This is a genomic window from Chloroflexota bacterium (genome assembly GCA_020161265.1).
Classification (GTDB): domain Bacteria; phylum Chloroflexota; class Chloroflexia; order Chloroflexales; family Herpetosiphonaceae; genus Herpetosiphon.
In genome coordinates this window covers 617,905-633,891 of sequence record JAIUOC010000001.1, presented here as the reverse complement: position 1 = coordinate 633,891, position 15,987 = coordinate 617,905, and the positions used below count along the sequence as shown (strand labels likewise).

Below are 15,987 nucleotides of genomic sequence, written 5' to 3'. Positions count from 1 at the left end.
GGCGATTGGTGTAGGCTGGCTGAATCAGCGATTGCCCAGATTATTGAACAATAGTTGTAGTCAGCACTGGAACAAGCGAGTCGGTGGTGCTGCCATTACCAAGCTGGCCATAGCTATTATCACCCCAGCAGTAGATTGTCGGGGTCGATTGAGCGGCACATGTATGAAACATCCCGCCACTGACCCGATAGAGGTTGGTGATACCAGTGATGGTCATTGGGGAAAGACTGCCAGTCGTCGTTCCATTCCCCAACTGTCCATCACTATTGCTCCCCCAACACTTAAGCGTGCCATCAAGCATAACCGCACAGGTGTGATTGAGGCCAAGCCCCATTGATTTGACCCCAGTAATAACACTGAAGGGAACCAAGGCATTCGTGGTATTCCCGATCCCAATTTGCCCAGAGGCGTTATATCCCCAGCAACGAATTTCCGTGGTTGCCATCACCACGCAGGTATGATGACCATTGGTCTTCAATTCGATCGCATTTCCGTTGCTGGCATTATGAACGAACTGTGGAGTTGGGTAATTGGTGGTCGAACCGAGGCCAAGCTGGCCATAGCTATTACTGCCCCAACATTTGATGTATCCTGTCGTCATCAACGCACAGGTATGCCTTGTACCAAGGCTGATGCTGGTTGCCTGACCATCAATGTTAATCAATTGTGGCGTAAGTTGATTGGTAGTTGTCCCATTGCCAACTTGACCATCCTCGTTATAGCCCCAACAATAGACCTGATTGGTCATATTGAGCGCACAGGTCGTTGCCCCAGTCGAGTCCACCTGTTTTACCCCGCCAGGAATAGAGATATGGGTGGGGGTTGCAACGATATTGGTCGTGCCGTTCCCGACTTCTCCCAAAATATTCCTTCCCCAACAGAACAGTCGAGCATCGGTTGAAACCACACATCCTGCTCCACCTGCGGCGATATCGAGGCCAGCTGCGGGAAGCCCTTGAGGATAGGTTGGATTGGGATAGATCGTACTTGTTCCAGTGCCGATCTGATAGCTTTGGTTATCACCCCAACAGCGATTGAGACTGTTGGCAAGCGTGACACAACTATGGACCGCCCCTAAATCCATCGCTACTACTTGAGCCATTGGCCGAATAACATCAGTAGGAGTGGCGACTTCTGGTTCTTGGGTGCCAATTCCAAGCTGGGCATCACCATTCAAACCCCAACAACGGATCACTGAAGCCATGATGATGGTACATGAATGGTTACGCCCACTGCCAAGTTTGGTTGAGCCATTGGTGCTTGCCACGGTAAAAGGAAGCATTTCATAGTTATTGGTTGAGCCTACTTGATGAAAATCATTATTACCCCAACATAGTACTTCATTGCCACGTGTACCAATGCTGGTATTAACAATTGCGCAAGCATGGTTATAACCGCTCATGATATTTTTAACGTTGGCAGTCAAGCCATATACTTGAACTGGCAAGGGTGAAGTATTAAGCGTTCCATTGCCAAGCCGGCCAGAGTCACCACTGCCCCAACATTTGGCCGCCCCCGCCACAATCGCGCAAGTTGAGGTGCTACCAAGCGCCATATCAGTTACGCCACTGGTTAGGCCACTCACTTGAACCGGAATACTTGAACTATTAAAACCACCATTGCCAAGCTGGCCAGAGCCACCATTGCCCCAACATTTAGCCGCCCCCGCCACAATCGCGCAGCTGGTATTGCTACCGACAAACACGGTTTCAACATTAGCGTTTAATCCAGTGACATTAACTGGAGTGCTCGAATGATTTGTTGTGCCATTGCCTAATTGGCCCCGATCATTGAACCCCCAGCAAACGACCTGCCCTGACTGTTTCACAGCACACATATGATCATAGGCCGTGCCAACTGCTAGGCTTTTAACGTTGCTCAAGCCAACCACAGCCACGGGCACAAGTGAGTCGTTAGTGGTTCCATTGCCAAGTTGCCCGTAGCTATTATCACCCCAACATTTGACTGTTCCATTGCTTAAGAGGCCACATGCTGCCCGACTTCCGGTGGCAACTTGCAGCATATTACTGCCAAGCCCAACGACTGGTGCAGCGGTTTTAACATACCATGTGCGGTTAAAGTCAACCCCAATTCCAAGCCTTCCATCAGCGTTATTACCCCAACAATAGGCCGCACCATCAAAAATACCACACGAGAAATTCTCGCCGCCGCTAATTTGACGGGTAGTAACCGCTTGGCTCAATTCGTCTGCGGTTGCTATCGAAGCTTGGGGCAGAAGTGTTAGTCCGATTAATAAAAGTGCACAAAACAGGCTATGACGCATGAGTTCTCCTTCGTAATAGTCAGTTACAATGCTCGTTAGTCTATGCGTCAAGTCTTCCGAGAAGTTGGTAATCTACTTCAAATTGAGTCCAAAAATGCTCCAAAAACACTCCGAATCCTTGACCCCTCAGGCTTGGCAGAAGATCGAGGATAGCTGAGCTAAGACCAGTAGTAGCGGGCGAGATTGGGCACTTCCAAGAGTGTATTGGATCCAAAGCCAATCATTGTATCCCCATAGGTTGTGCATTGGAGCATGCTTAGAGCTGTGCCACCTGTGCCAATGGACAGGATCGCACTCCATCCAAATAGTGAACGATTGCAGTGCTTATCACGCTATAGTTGTTGCAGCAATTGTGTTTGGTTGGAGGCAACGATGTTAATTGGTGTTTTAGGGGCTGGTCGGGTTGGTCAAATGTTTTGCGAATTGTTGGTTGAGCGTGGGCATCAAGTATTGTTGGCAAATTCGCGTGGCCCAGCCTCGTTGCAAACGCTGGTTGCTCAACTTGGCCCGCAGGTCACGGCAGTTGAATCAGCCGAGTTGCAACAGGCTGAAATGATCATCTTGGTGGTTCGTTGGCAGCATATTCCCGCTGCCTTAGAGCGATTGGCCAATTACAATGGGATTGTCATTGACGTAATCAATAATCGCTTTGGCCCAAAACCTAGTGATTTTTACGATTTAAGCGGGCGTGGGTCAAGCGAAATCGTGGCTGAACTATTGCCACAAGCCCGGTTAGTTAAGGCCTTTAATCATCAGCCGTTTGCTGATTTGGCCCATTTGAATGAGCCGCCAACACCCAAAGCCTTATTTGTGGCGGGCGACGATCAAGCAGCAAAACAGGTTGTGATTGGATTAATTGAAGCCTTGGGGGCGACCGCCATGGATTTGGGCGGTTTGATTGAGGGCGGGCGTTTATTTTCGACTGGAACCGGACTGTTAGCAGGCCATGGACGAGTTTTGACCGTGGCTGAAGCCCAGGCAATTTTGGCGCAAGCTGCTTAAACTGTATGGGTCTATTTTCAAGCTTTTGGCTCTCAACAAGCCCAAGCTTGAAGATAGATCCATTATTTTTGTAATACTAAGATTTTTACTGTCTGCTATTACACGCCGATTGATTGTGATCCGATAAGGCTTGGTGTTTAGAAACCTGAAATAGATTCGTTTTGATTTTGGCAATGATTGTAATATTAATTCCATTACAAAGATGATAGGTAATTTGCGTGTGGGCTAGGTTTTTTGTATTCGTGTCAATTTGAAATGCTTGGCTTTTAAGCGTTTGATCATACCATTCAAGTGTTTCGGTAATGGATCTGCTACTAGTAAACATGATTGTATCAACCCCTTGAGCGACGATTGGCGATTCGTGATGGAGATAGACTGGAATTGATTGATTTTTAAATATGAGTTCGCTACACGATGGTGGAGAGCGCATAGGAAACCCTTTGCGCATCGTGATTGTAAATGTATTCGTCGCTGCTTCACCGCGCACAGTTATCTTCATTCCGGTACACATATAATAGGTTTTCTCTTGTATGGCGGGTGTGTCGATGTTTATATTTTTATGAAATAATTGTTCTGCCAAGGTTCGATCGTACCATGCGAATGTTTCGTAAATATCGCTTGCGCTGGTGAAAATTGCCTGATGCTGTTTTGATGTATCAATCAGCGTTACTTGCCCAATCCGATGAGGATAGAGTGGGCGTGGCTGCCACTGAATTCTCCATGTATTAATATCAACCCCAAAAACGATGCATAAAAGCACAACCCCTATACCTAAGATTACCCCACCACCACCAATTATTTCTGGAATTGTATGCTCACGCAGCGGCTTGATGAATGGCTTCATTGGAAATACCTTCTAATTAAACAACTATTGATTATCGCTATAGCTGTTAAATGGTACGAACCAAAGGTTGATCAGGTGGCATGCCGTCATTAAGGGATTAATTGAATCTAAAGAATTTGTTTCAAATATTTTTCTAAAGATTTTAGTAAAAAACATACTTGACATTTAGTAGGATTCTTCTATAATAAGCACAAATTTCAATAATTCTTCAGTGAATTTCAAGTTTGCGGGACATTTAGCGACTATGGCAGTGCTAAATCGGCGTTTATCGGGGTGAGAGACCGGTCTATCGCTAGCAATAGAACTGCAATAGCCTCCAGGGAACTTATTTTCTTTACTAAAAAAAGTAATTAATCTCCCAAATGTTCGGCATGTAACACCCAACATGCACCGGCTTGCTTCGACAACGGCATCAGAAGCAACTATCTAGCTAGCTTCTCGGTTGGGCAGGCTTGTGAGGATGATCAAGCTTGATTGTCTCTAGCTAAGGAGGCTCATCGACGATCAAATCGTAACCCAAACGCTTGACATTGTAGTACGTCGTTTTGGATTCAATTTGCTCAAAGAAGAGGAAATTCCCATGGTAAAGAAGCCAAAAACCCTGTGGAGCTTGATTGCGCTCCTGATTCTCGTTTTGCCACTCTTAGCAGCCTGTGGCGATGCCGCCTCAACTGCAACCACCGCGACCGACTCAACCCAACCAACCACTGCTAGCGATGCTACCGCTCCAACCACGGCACCAACCGCCGGCACTGATTCCCAGCCGACAACTGGCAGTACAGATGTTAAAGATGTGACGGTAACCTTGCCATTCCAACAAGGTGGCATTACCAGTCTTGACCATGCCTACTGGTCAGCTCAATTGTTTGTCTCACAAGGCGTTGTGTTCGAAGGCTTGTATGGCTACGATCAACAATTGAACATCGTGCCAAAAATCGCCGAAAGCGCTACTCCTTCAGCCGACAACCTCGTTTGGACGATCAAACTGCGCAAAGATAAAAAATGGTCGAATGGCGACCCAGTTACCGCTAAAGATTTCTATGCTGCTTGGGTTCGAGCAGCTGGCCCAGAATTAAAAGATGCTCCAATGTGGGCAGGGATGATGGGCTATGTCAAAAATGGCTATGCCTTCAAGGCTGGTGCAGTTGGTGTCGATGAAGTCGGCTTCAAATTGATCGACGATTACACGATCGAAGTGACCTTGAGCCAACCAAACGCTGCTTTTATCAACTTCTTGCCAGTTATGAACGCCATGCCAATCAATGCTAAGAGCTTGGAAGCCAATCCTAGCGATTGGTTCGACCCCAAGAATGCTGTCTACAACGGCCCATACATTGTTGAATCATGGGTCAGCGGCGGCGACATCGTGCTCAAGCGCAACCCCAATTATGTTGGCGAAGGCACTGGCAACGTTGGCACGATCGTTTTGCGGCCTTACGCCGATGCTAATGCTCGCTTGCAAGCCTTTGAAAACCAAGAAATTCAATTCACCTTCCTTGAAGATGCTAGCCAATTGGCCTACGCTCAAGGCAACCCCGACATCAAAGACAACATCAAGAGCGAAGAAAACCCAATCGTTTGGAAGGGTATTCAATACAATCGTTCATTGAATGCTGGCCCATTGCAAGATGTGCGGGTGCGCCAAGCCTTCGCCTTGTCAATCGACAAAAAAGCGATCACCGACCAAATTTTGAAGGGCTTGGCAGTCCCAACCGATACCTTCAACAGCGATGTGCGGGTCAAGGATAAAGTTAAGAGCTTGACCTTCGATGTTGCCAAAGCCAAGCAATTGCTGGCCGAAGCTGGCTATCCCGATGGCGCTGGCTTCCCTGAATTGACCTTCTACGCGCCACCATCAAACGACCCACAAATGCCTTGGATCGAAGCCGTCGTCAAGATGTGGCAAGATAACTTGGGCGTGAAGGTTGTGATCCAAAACAACGAGGGTCCAGTTTACTCAAATATCCAATGGTCGAACTACAACAAAGATATTCAACCAGGCTTTGCCACTCTCGGCGGCCCAATGAACTGGTTCCAACCACTCGACTTGACCTTGGCTACCAACCATATTTGGTACTTCATGGATTTCAAAGAAGGCGGGATGGCTAAGTTCGCTGAATATCAAACCCAAATCGATGCTGTCAGCAGCACCGAAGCCGTTGGCGATTGGGCTGATTTGACCGCTCGTGCTGAAGCTGCTTGGACTAAGCGCCAAGCTATCAGTAAAATTGAAGAGCCAGAAATGGCCAAAATCTCGGCTAAAGCTCCTGAAGCTCCCAGCTTCAAAGATCAATGGGATGCCATCAACGAACGCTTTACCGCAGCTAAAGATGACGCTGAAAAGCTGACTGCCTACAAAGATGGCTTGTTGTTGGTCTTGAAAGAAGAACAAGACGCAACGTGGTATGATTATCGTACCGAAGAAAACAAACAAGCCCAACGCTTGATGATCAAACTGGCTGGCCAAACGCTCGACGACGCTTGGCAAACCTTGCCCGAAATTCAACAATTGGCAATCGACTCAGCTTGGATGATCCCCATCTACTACGACAAGTTGTACTACGCTACCGATCCACGACTCTCAGGCATTGTGATCAACAAACTCTCGTGGGGCGGGATCTTCCAATATCAATACTTACAGTGGACTGAATAAGTTTGGCCAGTGGCGGGCGTTGATCAACGCCCGCCAGTTGCCCCACTGCCCGCATTCTGACTGACATACGGCTGCACGCTTTGATCGCCGGCTCTGCCATGATGGAATGCACTGTTGATACTTGTCATTTAGTAATGGTAGGGTCGTTATGCGCGTCAATTTTATCTTCTTCTTAATCAAACGCTTGGCGATGATGGCAGTTTCGCTGGTGGTGATTATTGCCATCTCCTATACGCTGCTTGCCAAAGCTCCAGGCAATTTTATGGATGTCCAGCGAGCGGTGGCCGCAATGACCACGCTGGCAAATAGCAACAGCGAGACCTTCAAAATTCAAAAGGCGCTCTTCGATGAACGCTATGGCCTCGATAAACCACTGTATATGCAAATTTGGACCTACACCAAAAATGCGGTTACCTTCGATTTTGGCCCCTCGTTTCAAAGCCCAAGCATCTTAATTCAAGATATGGTACGCGAACGTTTGCCGCGAACCTTGTTAATCGTCTTCCTCGGGATTGGCCTCGCCTTGATTGTAGGTATTCCGCTCGGGGTAATTGCTGGTTTTCGCCGCAATACTTGGATTGACTATATCGTGACCGGCTTTTCGATGATCGGCCAAGTTGTGCCCGTATATGTTTTGGCAATTGTGCTGATTCTGATTTTTGCTGGGCAAGTTTGGAATGTACTGCCAAATGGTGGTTGGGCCACACCCGTGCCAACCTTCAAGCAATTAATTTTGCCAGTGCTAACCTTGGCACTAGGGCCAATTGCTGGGATTGCCCGCTTTACTCGCAACCAAGTTGCCGAAACCATGAGCCAAGAATTTATTCGTACTGCTCGCTCAAAAGGCATCTCCGAACGCTTGGTGATTATGCGCCATGCCCTTCGTAACTCCTTGATTCCTGTGGTAACAACCACTGCGCCGCAAATTGCCTATGCCTTGGTCGGCTCAGTCTGGATTGAAAATATTTTTCGGATTCCAGGGATTGGCCAATTGTTTGCCACCGCGCTGGGCGCACGCGATTACCCCTTGGTAATCACCAGCACGGTTATTTTGGCCCTTGGGGTTATGTTGGCCAACTTATTAGCCGACATCCTCTATAGCATCCTTGATCCGCGGATTAAGCTCGAAGCCTAATTTGGTTGTTCCACGCTCTAGTCTCAAAGGAGAGCTTGTATCATGGCAGTTAATCAGCTTTCACAACCTACAGCCCAAGAGGAGCTTCCGGTGGCGGAATCGCTGCTCAAGGTGTTTTGGCGGCGCTATCGCCGTAATGCAATGGCCTTGGTTGGCTTAGTTTTGGTCATCATCTTTGTCATCCTAGCCATCTTTGCCCCTGTGATTGCACCGTATCACTATAACGATCAGAATTTGGCCGAAACATGGCAAAAGCCTTCCAGCGCCCATTGGTTTGGAACTGATGATGTTGGCCGTGATCAGTTGAGTCGAATTATTTATGCGGTGCGAACTGCGGCAATCGTTGGTTTGGGTACATCGATTCTATCCTTAATTATCGGAGCAGCAATTGGCTCGGTCTCAGGGATGCGCGGTGGCTTAACCGACACCTTTTTGATGCGCTTAGTTGAGATTTTCAATTCGTTTCCTTCGACCTTGTTAGCGATTATTTTGGCAACGACGCTCGGCCAAAAAGTAACCACGATTGTGATTGCTTTGGCGATTACCAACTGGGCGGGCTATGCGCGGTTGATTCGCGGCCAAGTGCTTTCGTTGAAAAATCAGGAATATGTGCAAGCTGCCCGCACGCTGGGGGCAAGCGAATGGCACATTATTACCAAATATGTGTTGCCCAACATTCTTGGCCCAATCGCGGTGGCGCTGAGCTTTGGGATTCCCTATGCCATGGTTGCCGAGGCTGGGCTTTCGGTAATTGGGGTTGGGATTCGACCACCAGAGCCATCGTGGGGCAACTTGATTAACTTGGGGATTAGCAAAATGCGCGGCTTCCCGCACTTAGCCGTTTGGCCAACCCTTTTGTTTAGCATCACGCTATTAGCCTTTACTTGGTTTGGCGATGGCTTGCAAGAAATCTTCAACACGAAAGGGGAACGCTAATGGGTGCGCCATTATTGGAAGTCAAGGATCTCAAAGTCGAGTTCAAGCGGCCTGGTGGCGTGGTGCATGCAGTCAACGGGGTTAATTTTACGCTTGAAGCAGGCCAAAGCCTCGGGATCGTCGGTGAATCTGGCTCGGGCAAATCGGTGACGATGCTTTCGTTGCTTGGTTTGATTGGCCGGACTGGCCGCGTAGTCGGTGGCTCGGCAGTCTTCAACGGGGTTGATTTGGTCAAAATGGCTCCGCGTGAGCTGCAAGATGTGCGCGGTCGTGATATTGCGGTGATCTTTCAAGACCCCATGACCAGCCTCAACCCAATTATGAAAATTGGGGCGCAGATTACCGAAAGTATGCGCATGCGCAAAATTTACTCGGCAGCCGAAGCCAAAGAACGGGCGATTGAGTTGCTTGATCGGGTTGGGATTCCCCAGCCTGCCAAGCGGCTCAACGATTATCCCTATCAATTTTCTGGTGGCATGCGCCAACGGGTGATGATTGCACTGGCGCTGGCGCTCAAACCCAAATTGCTGATTGCCGATGAGCCAACCACCGCACTTGACGTAACGGTGCAAGCTCAAGTGCTTGATCTACTCGAATCGTTGCAGGACGAAACGGGCATGGCCATGATTATTATTACCCACGATTTGGGCGTGGCCACCAACTATTGCGATAATTTGGCGGTGATGTATGCTGGCGAAATTGTCGAAATGACCAGTGTTGATCGTTTGGTTGAGCACACAGCGCATCCCTATGCTTTGGGTTTGCTCAACAGCACCATGGAAATTGGCCACGGCAAAACTGCCATCCAGCCGATTCCTGGTAACCCGCCAAGTGCCTTAAAAGTGCATAAAGCTTGCCCATTTGCGCCACGCTGCCGTTTCAAAAGCAGCGTTTGCCAAGAACGCAAGCCCGAATTAACTACGGTCGAACCCAATCACCTGGTGGCTTGTTTCCACGCTGATACCGTGGTCAAGGCTGCCCAACAAGGTGATGATGCAGCAGCGGAGGTGATGCTCAATGTCGCTCAATCAATCCACGCCTAATTCAGGCCAGCCCTTGCTCAAAGTCGAGGGCGTTTCCAAATATTTTATGCGCGATAAAAGCCGCTTTGCCGCTGTCGAAGATGTTTCGGTTACGCTCAATGCTGGCGAAACCTTGGGGATTGTCGGTGAATCGGGGTCGGGCAAATCGACACTTTCGCGCTGTATCATTCGCTTGTACGACCCCGAAAAAGGCCGAATTTTCTTCGATGGCATTGATTTTACCGGGTTGTCCAACAAAGCTTTACGACTCAAACGCCGCGATATTCAGATGATTTTCCAAGATCCGCTGGCGAGCCTCAACCCGATGATGACCGTGCATAGTGCCATTGAAGATCCAATGTTGATTCACAATGTTGGCACGGCCCGCGAACGCACCAAGCGCGTCCATGAATTATTGGAGTTGGTCGGGCTTGATGTTGGTGCTGCCAATGCTTTTCCATTTGAATTTTCGGGCGGTCAGCAACAGCGGATTGGCATTGCCCGCGCCTTGGCCTTGAACCCTAAATTGTTGATTTGTGATGAAGCCGTGAGTGCGCTTGATGTGTCGATTCAGGCGCAGATTTTGCGCTTGCTGCAAGATTTGCAAAAACAACTGGGTCTAGCCTATTTGTTTATTTCGCATAATTTGGCGGTTGTCGAGCATATGAGCGACCAAATTGCTGTGATGTACCATGGCAAAGTCGTCGAATATGATACGGTTGAGGAAATTTTCCGTGCGCCCAAGCAGGAATATACCCGTAATTTGATCGATAGTGTGCCGAAAATTCCCCGTTCCGATAGCTTGCGTTTCAAACGCCCGCGCCTGAACGAAGATGCAGCAGGAGCCTAATTGATTAATTGAGCAAACACGAAGCCTTAGTTGCTTCGTGTTTTTGTGTGAGGAATAATCATGACAACGTTGTCGAACCCAAAAACGGCGATTAGTGATGCACGGTTTGCCAAGTTAGCCCGTGGCATCAATTTAAGCCATTGGTTTGCCCAAGATTATACCAACCAATATAGTTTGGAGCATTTGCGCACGTACAATACCGAGGTCGATATTGCGCTGCTGGCCAAACTTGGTTGTAGTCATCTGCGCTTCACGCTTAACCCCGTTGTACTCTTGAATGAGAGCAATCCAACCGAATTGAATCCCAGCTATTTGGCCGAAGTTGATCGGGTGATCGATTTGATGTTGGCTCATGATTTGGCGGTAATTGTCGATTTACACCCTGAGGATGATTTTAAGCAACGTTTATTTAGCTCGCCAAGCTTAGTCAAAACCTTTGCTAGCTTTTGGCAAAGTTTAGCTACTCACTTGGCCCAGCGTGATCCAGAAATGCTCTTTTTAGAAGTGTTAAACGAGCCAGTTGTAACCGATGCTCAGCAATGGGCCTTTGTGCAAGCCGAATTGTTGGCGGCGATGCGGGCTGGCGCACCCAACCACACCCTGATTGCAACTGGTCATAAATGGTCGAGCATTGCCGAGTTGTTAGAGCTTGAGCCATTGGCTGATCCGAATATTATCTACAATTTCCACTGTTATGATCCGCATACCTTTACCCATCAGGCGGCAACTTGGGGCGCACCCTACTGGCCGTATCTCGAATATTTGCCCTATCCATCGAGTCCCGAAGTTTTAGCCCCGATTGTGGCGACGATTGATGACGACGTTGCGCGTGATGCTGCAATTAACTATGGTAACGAGCGCTGGAACATTGATACGCTGCGCGAGTGGGTTGGCCAAGCGGCGACTTGGGCCGAACAGCATCAGGTACGTTTGACCTGCAACGAATTTGGGGTTTATCGCTTCAAAAGCAAGCCCGAAGATCGAGCGGCGTGGTTGCATGATCTACGCAGCGTGCTTGAAGAATTTAACATTGGCTGGACGATGTGGGATTATGCAGGTGGATTTAGCGTGGTCAACCAACTGACTGGTCAGCGTGAAATTGATGCGCTGACGGTCGAAGCCCTCGGTTTGAATCAATAACTGTATCAACGCCGCAGCTAACCCCCAAAGCTGCGGCGTTATTATTTAATTCCCCTTTGGATATATTAAATAGATAAAACTTTTTGGGTAATGTAATGTTGCAGGTTTTGCAACATTACATCGATATCCTGAAGTCATCGATAAATAATCATGATTTCAGGAGTAACAACCAATGTTTCGACGCTACCCCGATTCTAAAACCCGCGAAACGGCGATTATCACGCTACTCAAGCAATCACCCAATGGCCTAACACAAGCCGATATTGCCCGCATACTCAACTATCCAGCAAAAATGGTTATGGAAGATTTACAACGCCTTGAAGATCATGGGATCTATCTTTGGCAGGATGAACGCAATCGTTTAGCAATTTTTAAAATTGCTCCTCATTAAATTACTGTTTTTTCTCCATGCCCATGCTAAGCTATAGCCGTCGTATCAGGAGATCAAACAAATGCCCAAGAAAATCCATGATTATACCAAGATCGAGGGAGTTCGTAAGCTAGAGCGATTCCTGCTTGAGCGTCGGACTCCCATACGCCAATCAGAATTAGCGGCAATATTTAATTGTGATCGGGCTACCATTCGACGATGGTTAAGGGAATTAGACCTTGATGGGGTTCCAATTTGCCAAACTGATGATCGCCAAATCTATATTGATCATAATAGTTATTTGACCTATCTGCGGCTATCGCGTGATGAAAGCCTAATTACCATGATTGCCCTACGTTTGATGCAACAACACCTTCAACAATCGAACTTGCATGGACTTGAGGTGATGCATAAGCTGGGACTTACGCTGAGTCGAGGAGTTGCTAAACTTGCAGGTGAGCATATTCTGCAACAAACCGCACACCAACGAGCCGAATTAACAATAGCCAAAAGCAGTCCCCAACGGGCATTAGAAAAAATTGGTGAGGCTTGGCTATCAGGGCACAAAATAAGTTGGCGTTATCAACCACTACGCGGATCGCAAGCTTTTAATGAAGTATTTCATCCTTATATGATTGAGCCGATTGCCCTTGGTGGCTCAACCTATGTGGTGGGATTTTCCGAGCAAGCCCAAGCGTTGCGGGCTCGAAAAATTGAACGTATTATTTCGATTCCAGTCGTTGAAGATGAGCTTTTTGAAATTCATCCAACCTTTGATCCAATTCAATTATTTGAGGGGGCTTGGGGTATTTGGTTTTCCCAAGATGATCAGCCAATTAAGATTGTTATAAAATTCCAGCAGTCGGTTCGTCAACGTGTTTATGAAACTCGTTGGCACCCTTCACAAACAATTCAAGAAGATGATTATGGCAATCTTATTTGGCAAGCTATGATTGATGATTGGACTCCGATTGTCCCTTGGATTCGAGGTTGGGGGGCGGATTGTGAAGTCCTTGAACCAAGTGAATTACGCCAAGCAATTATTACCAATCTAGAACGAGCACGAACACTCTATAAATTATCGGGCAATCGTCCAAGTGCCATGCCGAATGATGATGTTCTCCGCACATTATTTGGAGAATAAATGATGCAAAGCTATTTACGCCAATTTCAACAGCGTGTCTTCAATCGCTTAACTCAACAACAAAATGTCATTTTACAAGCTCCAACTGGTGCTGGGAAAACTCGGGCAGCTTTGGCGGCTTATGTGCAAAAACTGGCAGGCCAATTAGCGGTAGATTTTCCGCTGCGTTGTATTTACACTGTCCCAACCCGCGTGTTAACCGAACAATTTTTTGTTGAGTATGCCGATTTGGCCCAACGAATTGATCGCAATTATGCTCAAAAACTGCGTCAGCAATTTGCCGAATTTCAACGTGAGCCAATTGCCAAACAAACCGGTGATCAGCCTAATGACCCTCATTTTGAATCGGCACTTACATTTTGTACTATCGACCAATTGCTTGCCAGCTTTTTAGGTATTCCCTATGGTATTGGCAGCAAAAACGCGAATATCAATCCGGCGGCTGTAATTAGCAGTTACTTAGTGCTAGATGAGTTTCATCTCTATCCAATTGATCAGGAAAATCGCAATAGTTTTGGGGCACGCACAACTACACTACGCATGTTACAGCTGCTCCACCAGCGCCAAATACAGCTTAGCCCATTCACATTAATGACCGCAACATTTTCCAGTAAGTTGATACAAGAGTTGGCACAAATATTGAACGCTTCAGTGGTGAGTGTGCTTCCAGAAGTCGATCCAGAAGCTGAATCTAATGAGTTGGATCAACTAAATGCTCAGCGTCAGCGCATCTACGATCTGCAAGAACAACCATTGACGGCTAAAAGCGTCTTAGCCTGTCATGAGACTATCTCAATCGTAATTTGTAATACGGTCAAACGTTCGCAACAAATCTATTTAGAGTTGCAGGAACATACCCAAGGCACAATCGAAATAGTATTGCTTCATAGCCGATTCACTGATCCAGATCGAGCTTTTAAGCAGCAATATATTGCTGCAAAGGCTGGCAAAGATGCTTGGTCGAGCGGCTTGGCATCCCAGCAAAATTTGATTATTGTTACAACCCAAGTTATTGAAGTTGGGGTTGATATTTCGATACCTCACCTTCATAGCGAGATTGCACCAGCTAATAGTTTGATTCAGCGAGCAGGGCGTTGTGCTCGATTTGCGGGGCAAACTGGATTTGTTCATATTTATCCGGTTGCCGATAGTGAGCAAGCAGGTGCTTATCTACCGTATGAACGCGAGGAATGTCTCAATACCTTACAGGCATGTCAACCGTATCATCAACAGCATGTCGGGTTTTTACAAGAACAAGCATTGATTGATGCCGTTCATACCGAAAATGATCTTAAATTATTGGAATCATATGCTCAAAATTGTGACACTATCGATAAATCGATTGCTTCAGGTTGGGCTAGTGCAGAACGAGGAATTGCATCAACGTTAATTCGTAACGTAGCCCAAGTTAATTTTGTTATTCACGATGACCCAAATAGTGCAATTACGACGAAGCCTTGGGAATATCAAACCTTTGGATTACGACCAAGCAGTCTCTTAGGAATATGGAAAAGGTTACAGCTTACCGCCCAAAGCTTACCGCAAACAACAGATTGGCTTGAAAATGATGATCAACATGTGATTGCCTATAGTGCTAAATTACTGAATGTTGAGCAATCCAGCGAAGATGAGCGAATTGAGCCAACCTATACTTGGCAACCTATTAATAACTCAGCCGAAATTGTTGCTAGCTTAGTTCTTGCTTTCCCACGCCGCTATGTCCAATATAATTCCGAACTTGGAATTATCTTTCGCGATGGCTCTTTTCCACAGCTAGAAATAGACTGGAATAGTACTTTCCAGAGTGATATACGGGTTTCTCGGCGGAAACAATTTAATACCATTGAATACCAACAAGAAAGTTATTTTGAGCATATCAGTGGTCTCTATCGCGCATATCAATCTCGTTTAATCGAGGAGATTGATTATTCGGCTAAAAGACTAGAGCAAATAATGCGTTTACCAAAAGGTTTGATTGACCGAGCTATTCGTTTAGCGATTGCTTGCCATGATCTTGGTAAATTAGGCGAGGGTTGGCAGGATTTTGCTAAGAACTGGCAAAATCTATTGATTAAAACATATCCTAAAAAGCATGAAACATATGCTCCACAGAAATATCCTTTTGCTCATACAAATAGTGAAAAAGAGCATCGACCATTACGCAAGCTTATTGCTAAACCTCCACATCATGCCTGTGAAAGTGCTTTCTTAGCCCATGAATTAATTGAATCCAGCCTAGGATTTTATGAAGATGAAGATCCTCAAATTGCTAAACTTGCGCGGGCAACGATTGCCGCAATAGCGCGGCATCATTCCTCGTTTTCGCGAGAATATCAAGCTATTCGTTTGATCGAAGAGGCACAAACGACACTCAACGATGTATTAGCGTTGGTCTCGCAAGGGCAAGATTGGCAATTTGAGCTTGATTTATTGGTCGAACAAATTCCATTTGCTGGTAGCTTAACGAGCCAAAAGATGACTTCAATTGCTGATGATACGAAGTTGCAAGCAAATTTACATGAAGCCTTTTGTTATTTTCTCATCGTGCGAGTATTACGACTTTGCGATTGGCGTTCATTCTTTTATGCACATACGTATTAAGGAGTA

Annotated in this window: 12 protein-coding genes and 1 pseudogene; 11 read left to right on the top strand and 2 right to left on the bottom strand. The window is 46.8% G+C overall.

Translation table 11 applies throughout. The features are described 5' to 3' along the window. Positions 1 to 40 precede the first annotated feature (40 nt). Positions 41 to 2,284 (bottom strand): RCC1 repeat-containing protein, encoded by a 2,244-nt coding sequence (locus tag LCH85_02140; GenBank protein MCA0350773.1) that lies wholly within the window; start codon positions 2,282 to 2,284, stop codon positions 41 to 43. Between the two features lie 279 nt (positions 2,285 to 2,563). Between LCH85_02140 and LCH85_02135 the strand changes: the two genes are divergently transcribed. Continuing rightward, positions 2,564 to 3,286: an NAD(P)-binding domain-containing protein gene (locus tag LCH85_02135; GenBank protein MCA0350772.1), complete on the top strand. Its 723-nt coding sequence runs from the start codon at positions 2,564 to 2,566 to the stop codon at positions 3,284 to 3,286. 85 nt (positions 3,287 to 3,371) lie between these two features. On the opposite strand, the gene LCH85_02130 is transcribed toward LCH85_02135, so the two are convergent. Then, positions 3,372 to 4,130: a hypothetical protein gene (locus LCH85_02130; GenBank protein MCA0350771.1), complete on the bottom strand. Its 759-nt coding sequence runs from the start codon at positions 4,128 to 4,130 to the stop codon at positions 3,372 to 3,374. Between the two features lie 580 nt (positions 4,131 to 4,710). On the opposite strand from LCH85_02130, the gene LCH85_02125 reads away from it, so the two are divergent. From LCH85_02125 to cas3, 10 genes and pseudogenes are all read left to right on the top strand, one after another. Continuing rightward, positions 4,711 to 6,783, top strand: a complete 2,073-nt coding sequence (locus tag LCH85_02125) for a peptide ABC transporter substrate-binding protein (protein ID MCA0350770.1) — start codon at positions 4,711 to 4,713, stop codon at positions 6,781 to 6,783. Between the two features lie 148 nt (positions 6,784 to 6,931). Further along, a complete protein-coding gene (locus tag LCH85_02120) occupies positions 6,932 to 7,918 on the top strand; it encodes an ABC transporter permease (GenBank protein ID MCA0350769.1) in 987 nt (328 codons plus the stop codon). 42 nt (positions 7,919 to 7,960) lie between these two features. Beyond that, a complete protein-coding gene (locus LCH85_02115; protein MCA0350768.1) occupies positions 7,961 to 8,854 on the top strand; it encodes an ABC transporter permease in 894 nt (297 codons plus the stop codon). Then, positions 8,854 to 9,897, top strand: coding sequence for an ABC transporter ATP-binding protein (locus LCH85_02110; protein ID MCA0350767.1), 1,044 nt, complete (start codon positions 8,854 to 8,856; stop codon positions 9,895 to 9,897). The genes LCH85_02115 and LCH85_02110 overlap by 1 nt, the downstream gene beginning before the upstream one ends. Continuing rightward, positions 9,872 to 10,726, top strand: a complete 855-nt coding sequence (locus LCH85_02105; GenBank protein ID MCA0350766.1) for an ATP-binding cassette domain-containing protein — start codon at positions 9,872 to 9,874, stop codon at positions 10,724 to 10,726. Before LCH85_02110 ends, LCH85_02105 begins: the two co-directional genes overlap by 26 nt. Before the next feature lie 60 nt (positions 10,727 to 10,786). Continuing rightward, complete coding sequence (locus tag LCH85_02100; protein MCA0350765.1) at positions 10,787 to 11,866, top strand: glycoside hydrolase family 5 protein; 1,080 nt, start codon at positions 10,787 to 10,789, stop codon at positions 11,864 to 11,866. Between the two features lie 172 nt (positions 11,867 to 12,038). Next, a complete protein-coding gene (locus LCH85_02095; GenBank protein MCA0350764.1) occupies positions 12,039 to 12,257 on the top strand; it encodes a hypothetical protein in 219 nt (72 codons plus the stop codon). Between the two features lie 61 nt (positions 12,258 to 12,318). After that, positions 12,319 to 12,492 (top strand): annotated as a pseudogene (locus LCH85_02090) (helix-turn-helix domain-containing protein). Between the two features lie 87 nt (positions 12,493 to 12,579). After that, positions 12,580 to 13,380: a WYL domain-containing protein gene (locus tag LCH85_02085; protein MCA0350763.1), complete on the top strand. Its 801-nt coding sequence runs from the start codon at positions 12,580 to 12,582 to the stop codon at positions 13,378 to 13,380. After that, positions 13,381 to 15,981: a CRISPR-associated helicase Cas3' gene (gene cas3 / locus LCH85_02080; protein ID MCA0350762.1), complete on the top strand. Its 2,601-nt coding sequence runs from the start codon at positions 13,381 to 13,383 to the stop codon at positions 15,979 to 15,981. The last annotated feature ends 6 nt before the right edge of the window (positions 15,982 to 15,987 follow it).

Coding starts and splice junctions, on each gene's coding strand:
- LCH85_02140 (MCA0350773.1), bottom strand. CDS start 2,284: ATGCGTCATAGCCTGTTTTGTGCACTTTTATTAATCGGACTAACACTT.
- LCH85_02135 (MCA0350772.1), top strand. CDS start 2,564: ATGGACAGGATCGCACTCCATCCAAATAGTGAACGATTGCAGTGCTTA.
- LCH85_02130 (MCA0350771.1), bottom strand. CDS start 4,130: ATGAAGCCATTCATCAAGCCGCTGCGTGAGCATACAATTCCAGAAATA.
- LCH85_02125 (MCA0350770.1), top strand. CDS start 4,711: ATGGTAAAGAAGCCAAAAACCCTGTGGAGCTTGATTGCGCTCCTGATT.
- LCH85_02120 (MCA0350769.1), top strand. CDS start 6,932: ATGCGCGTCAATTTTATCTTCTTCTTAATCAAACGCTTGGCGATGATG.
- LCH85_02115 (MCA0350768.1), top strand. CDS start 7,961: ATGGCAGTTAATCAGCTTTCACAACCTACAGCCCAAGAGGAGCTTCCG.
- LCH85_02110 (MCA0350767.1), top strand. CDS start 8,854: ATGGGTGCGCCATTATTGGAAGTCAAGGATCTCAAAGTCGAGTTCAAG.
- LCH85_02105 (MCA0350766.1), top strand. CDS start 9,872: ATGTCGCTCAATCAATCCACGCCTAATTCAGGCCAGCCCTTGCTCAAA.
- LCH85_02100 (MCA0350765.1), top strand. CDS start 10,787: ATGACAACGTTGTCGAACCCAAAAACGGCGATTAGTGATGCACGGTTT.
- LCH85_02095 (MCA0350764.1), top strand. CDS start 12,039: ATGTTTCGACGCTACCCCGATTCTAAAACCCGCGAAACGGCGATTATC.
- LCH85_02085 (MCA0350763.1), top strand. CDS start 12,580: ATGATTGCCCTACGTTTGATGCAACAACACCTTCAACAATCGAACTTG.
- cas3 (MCA0350762.1), top strand. CDS start 13,381: ATGATGCAAAGCTATTTACGCCAATTTCAACAGCGTGTCTTCAATCGC.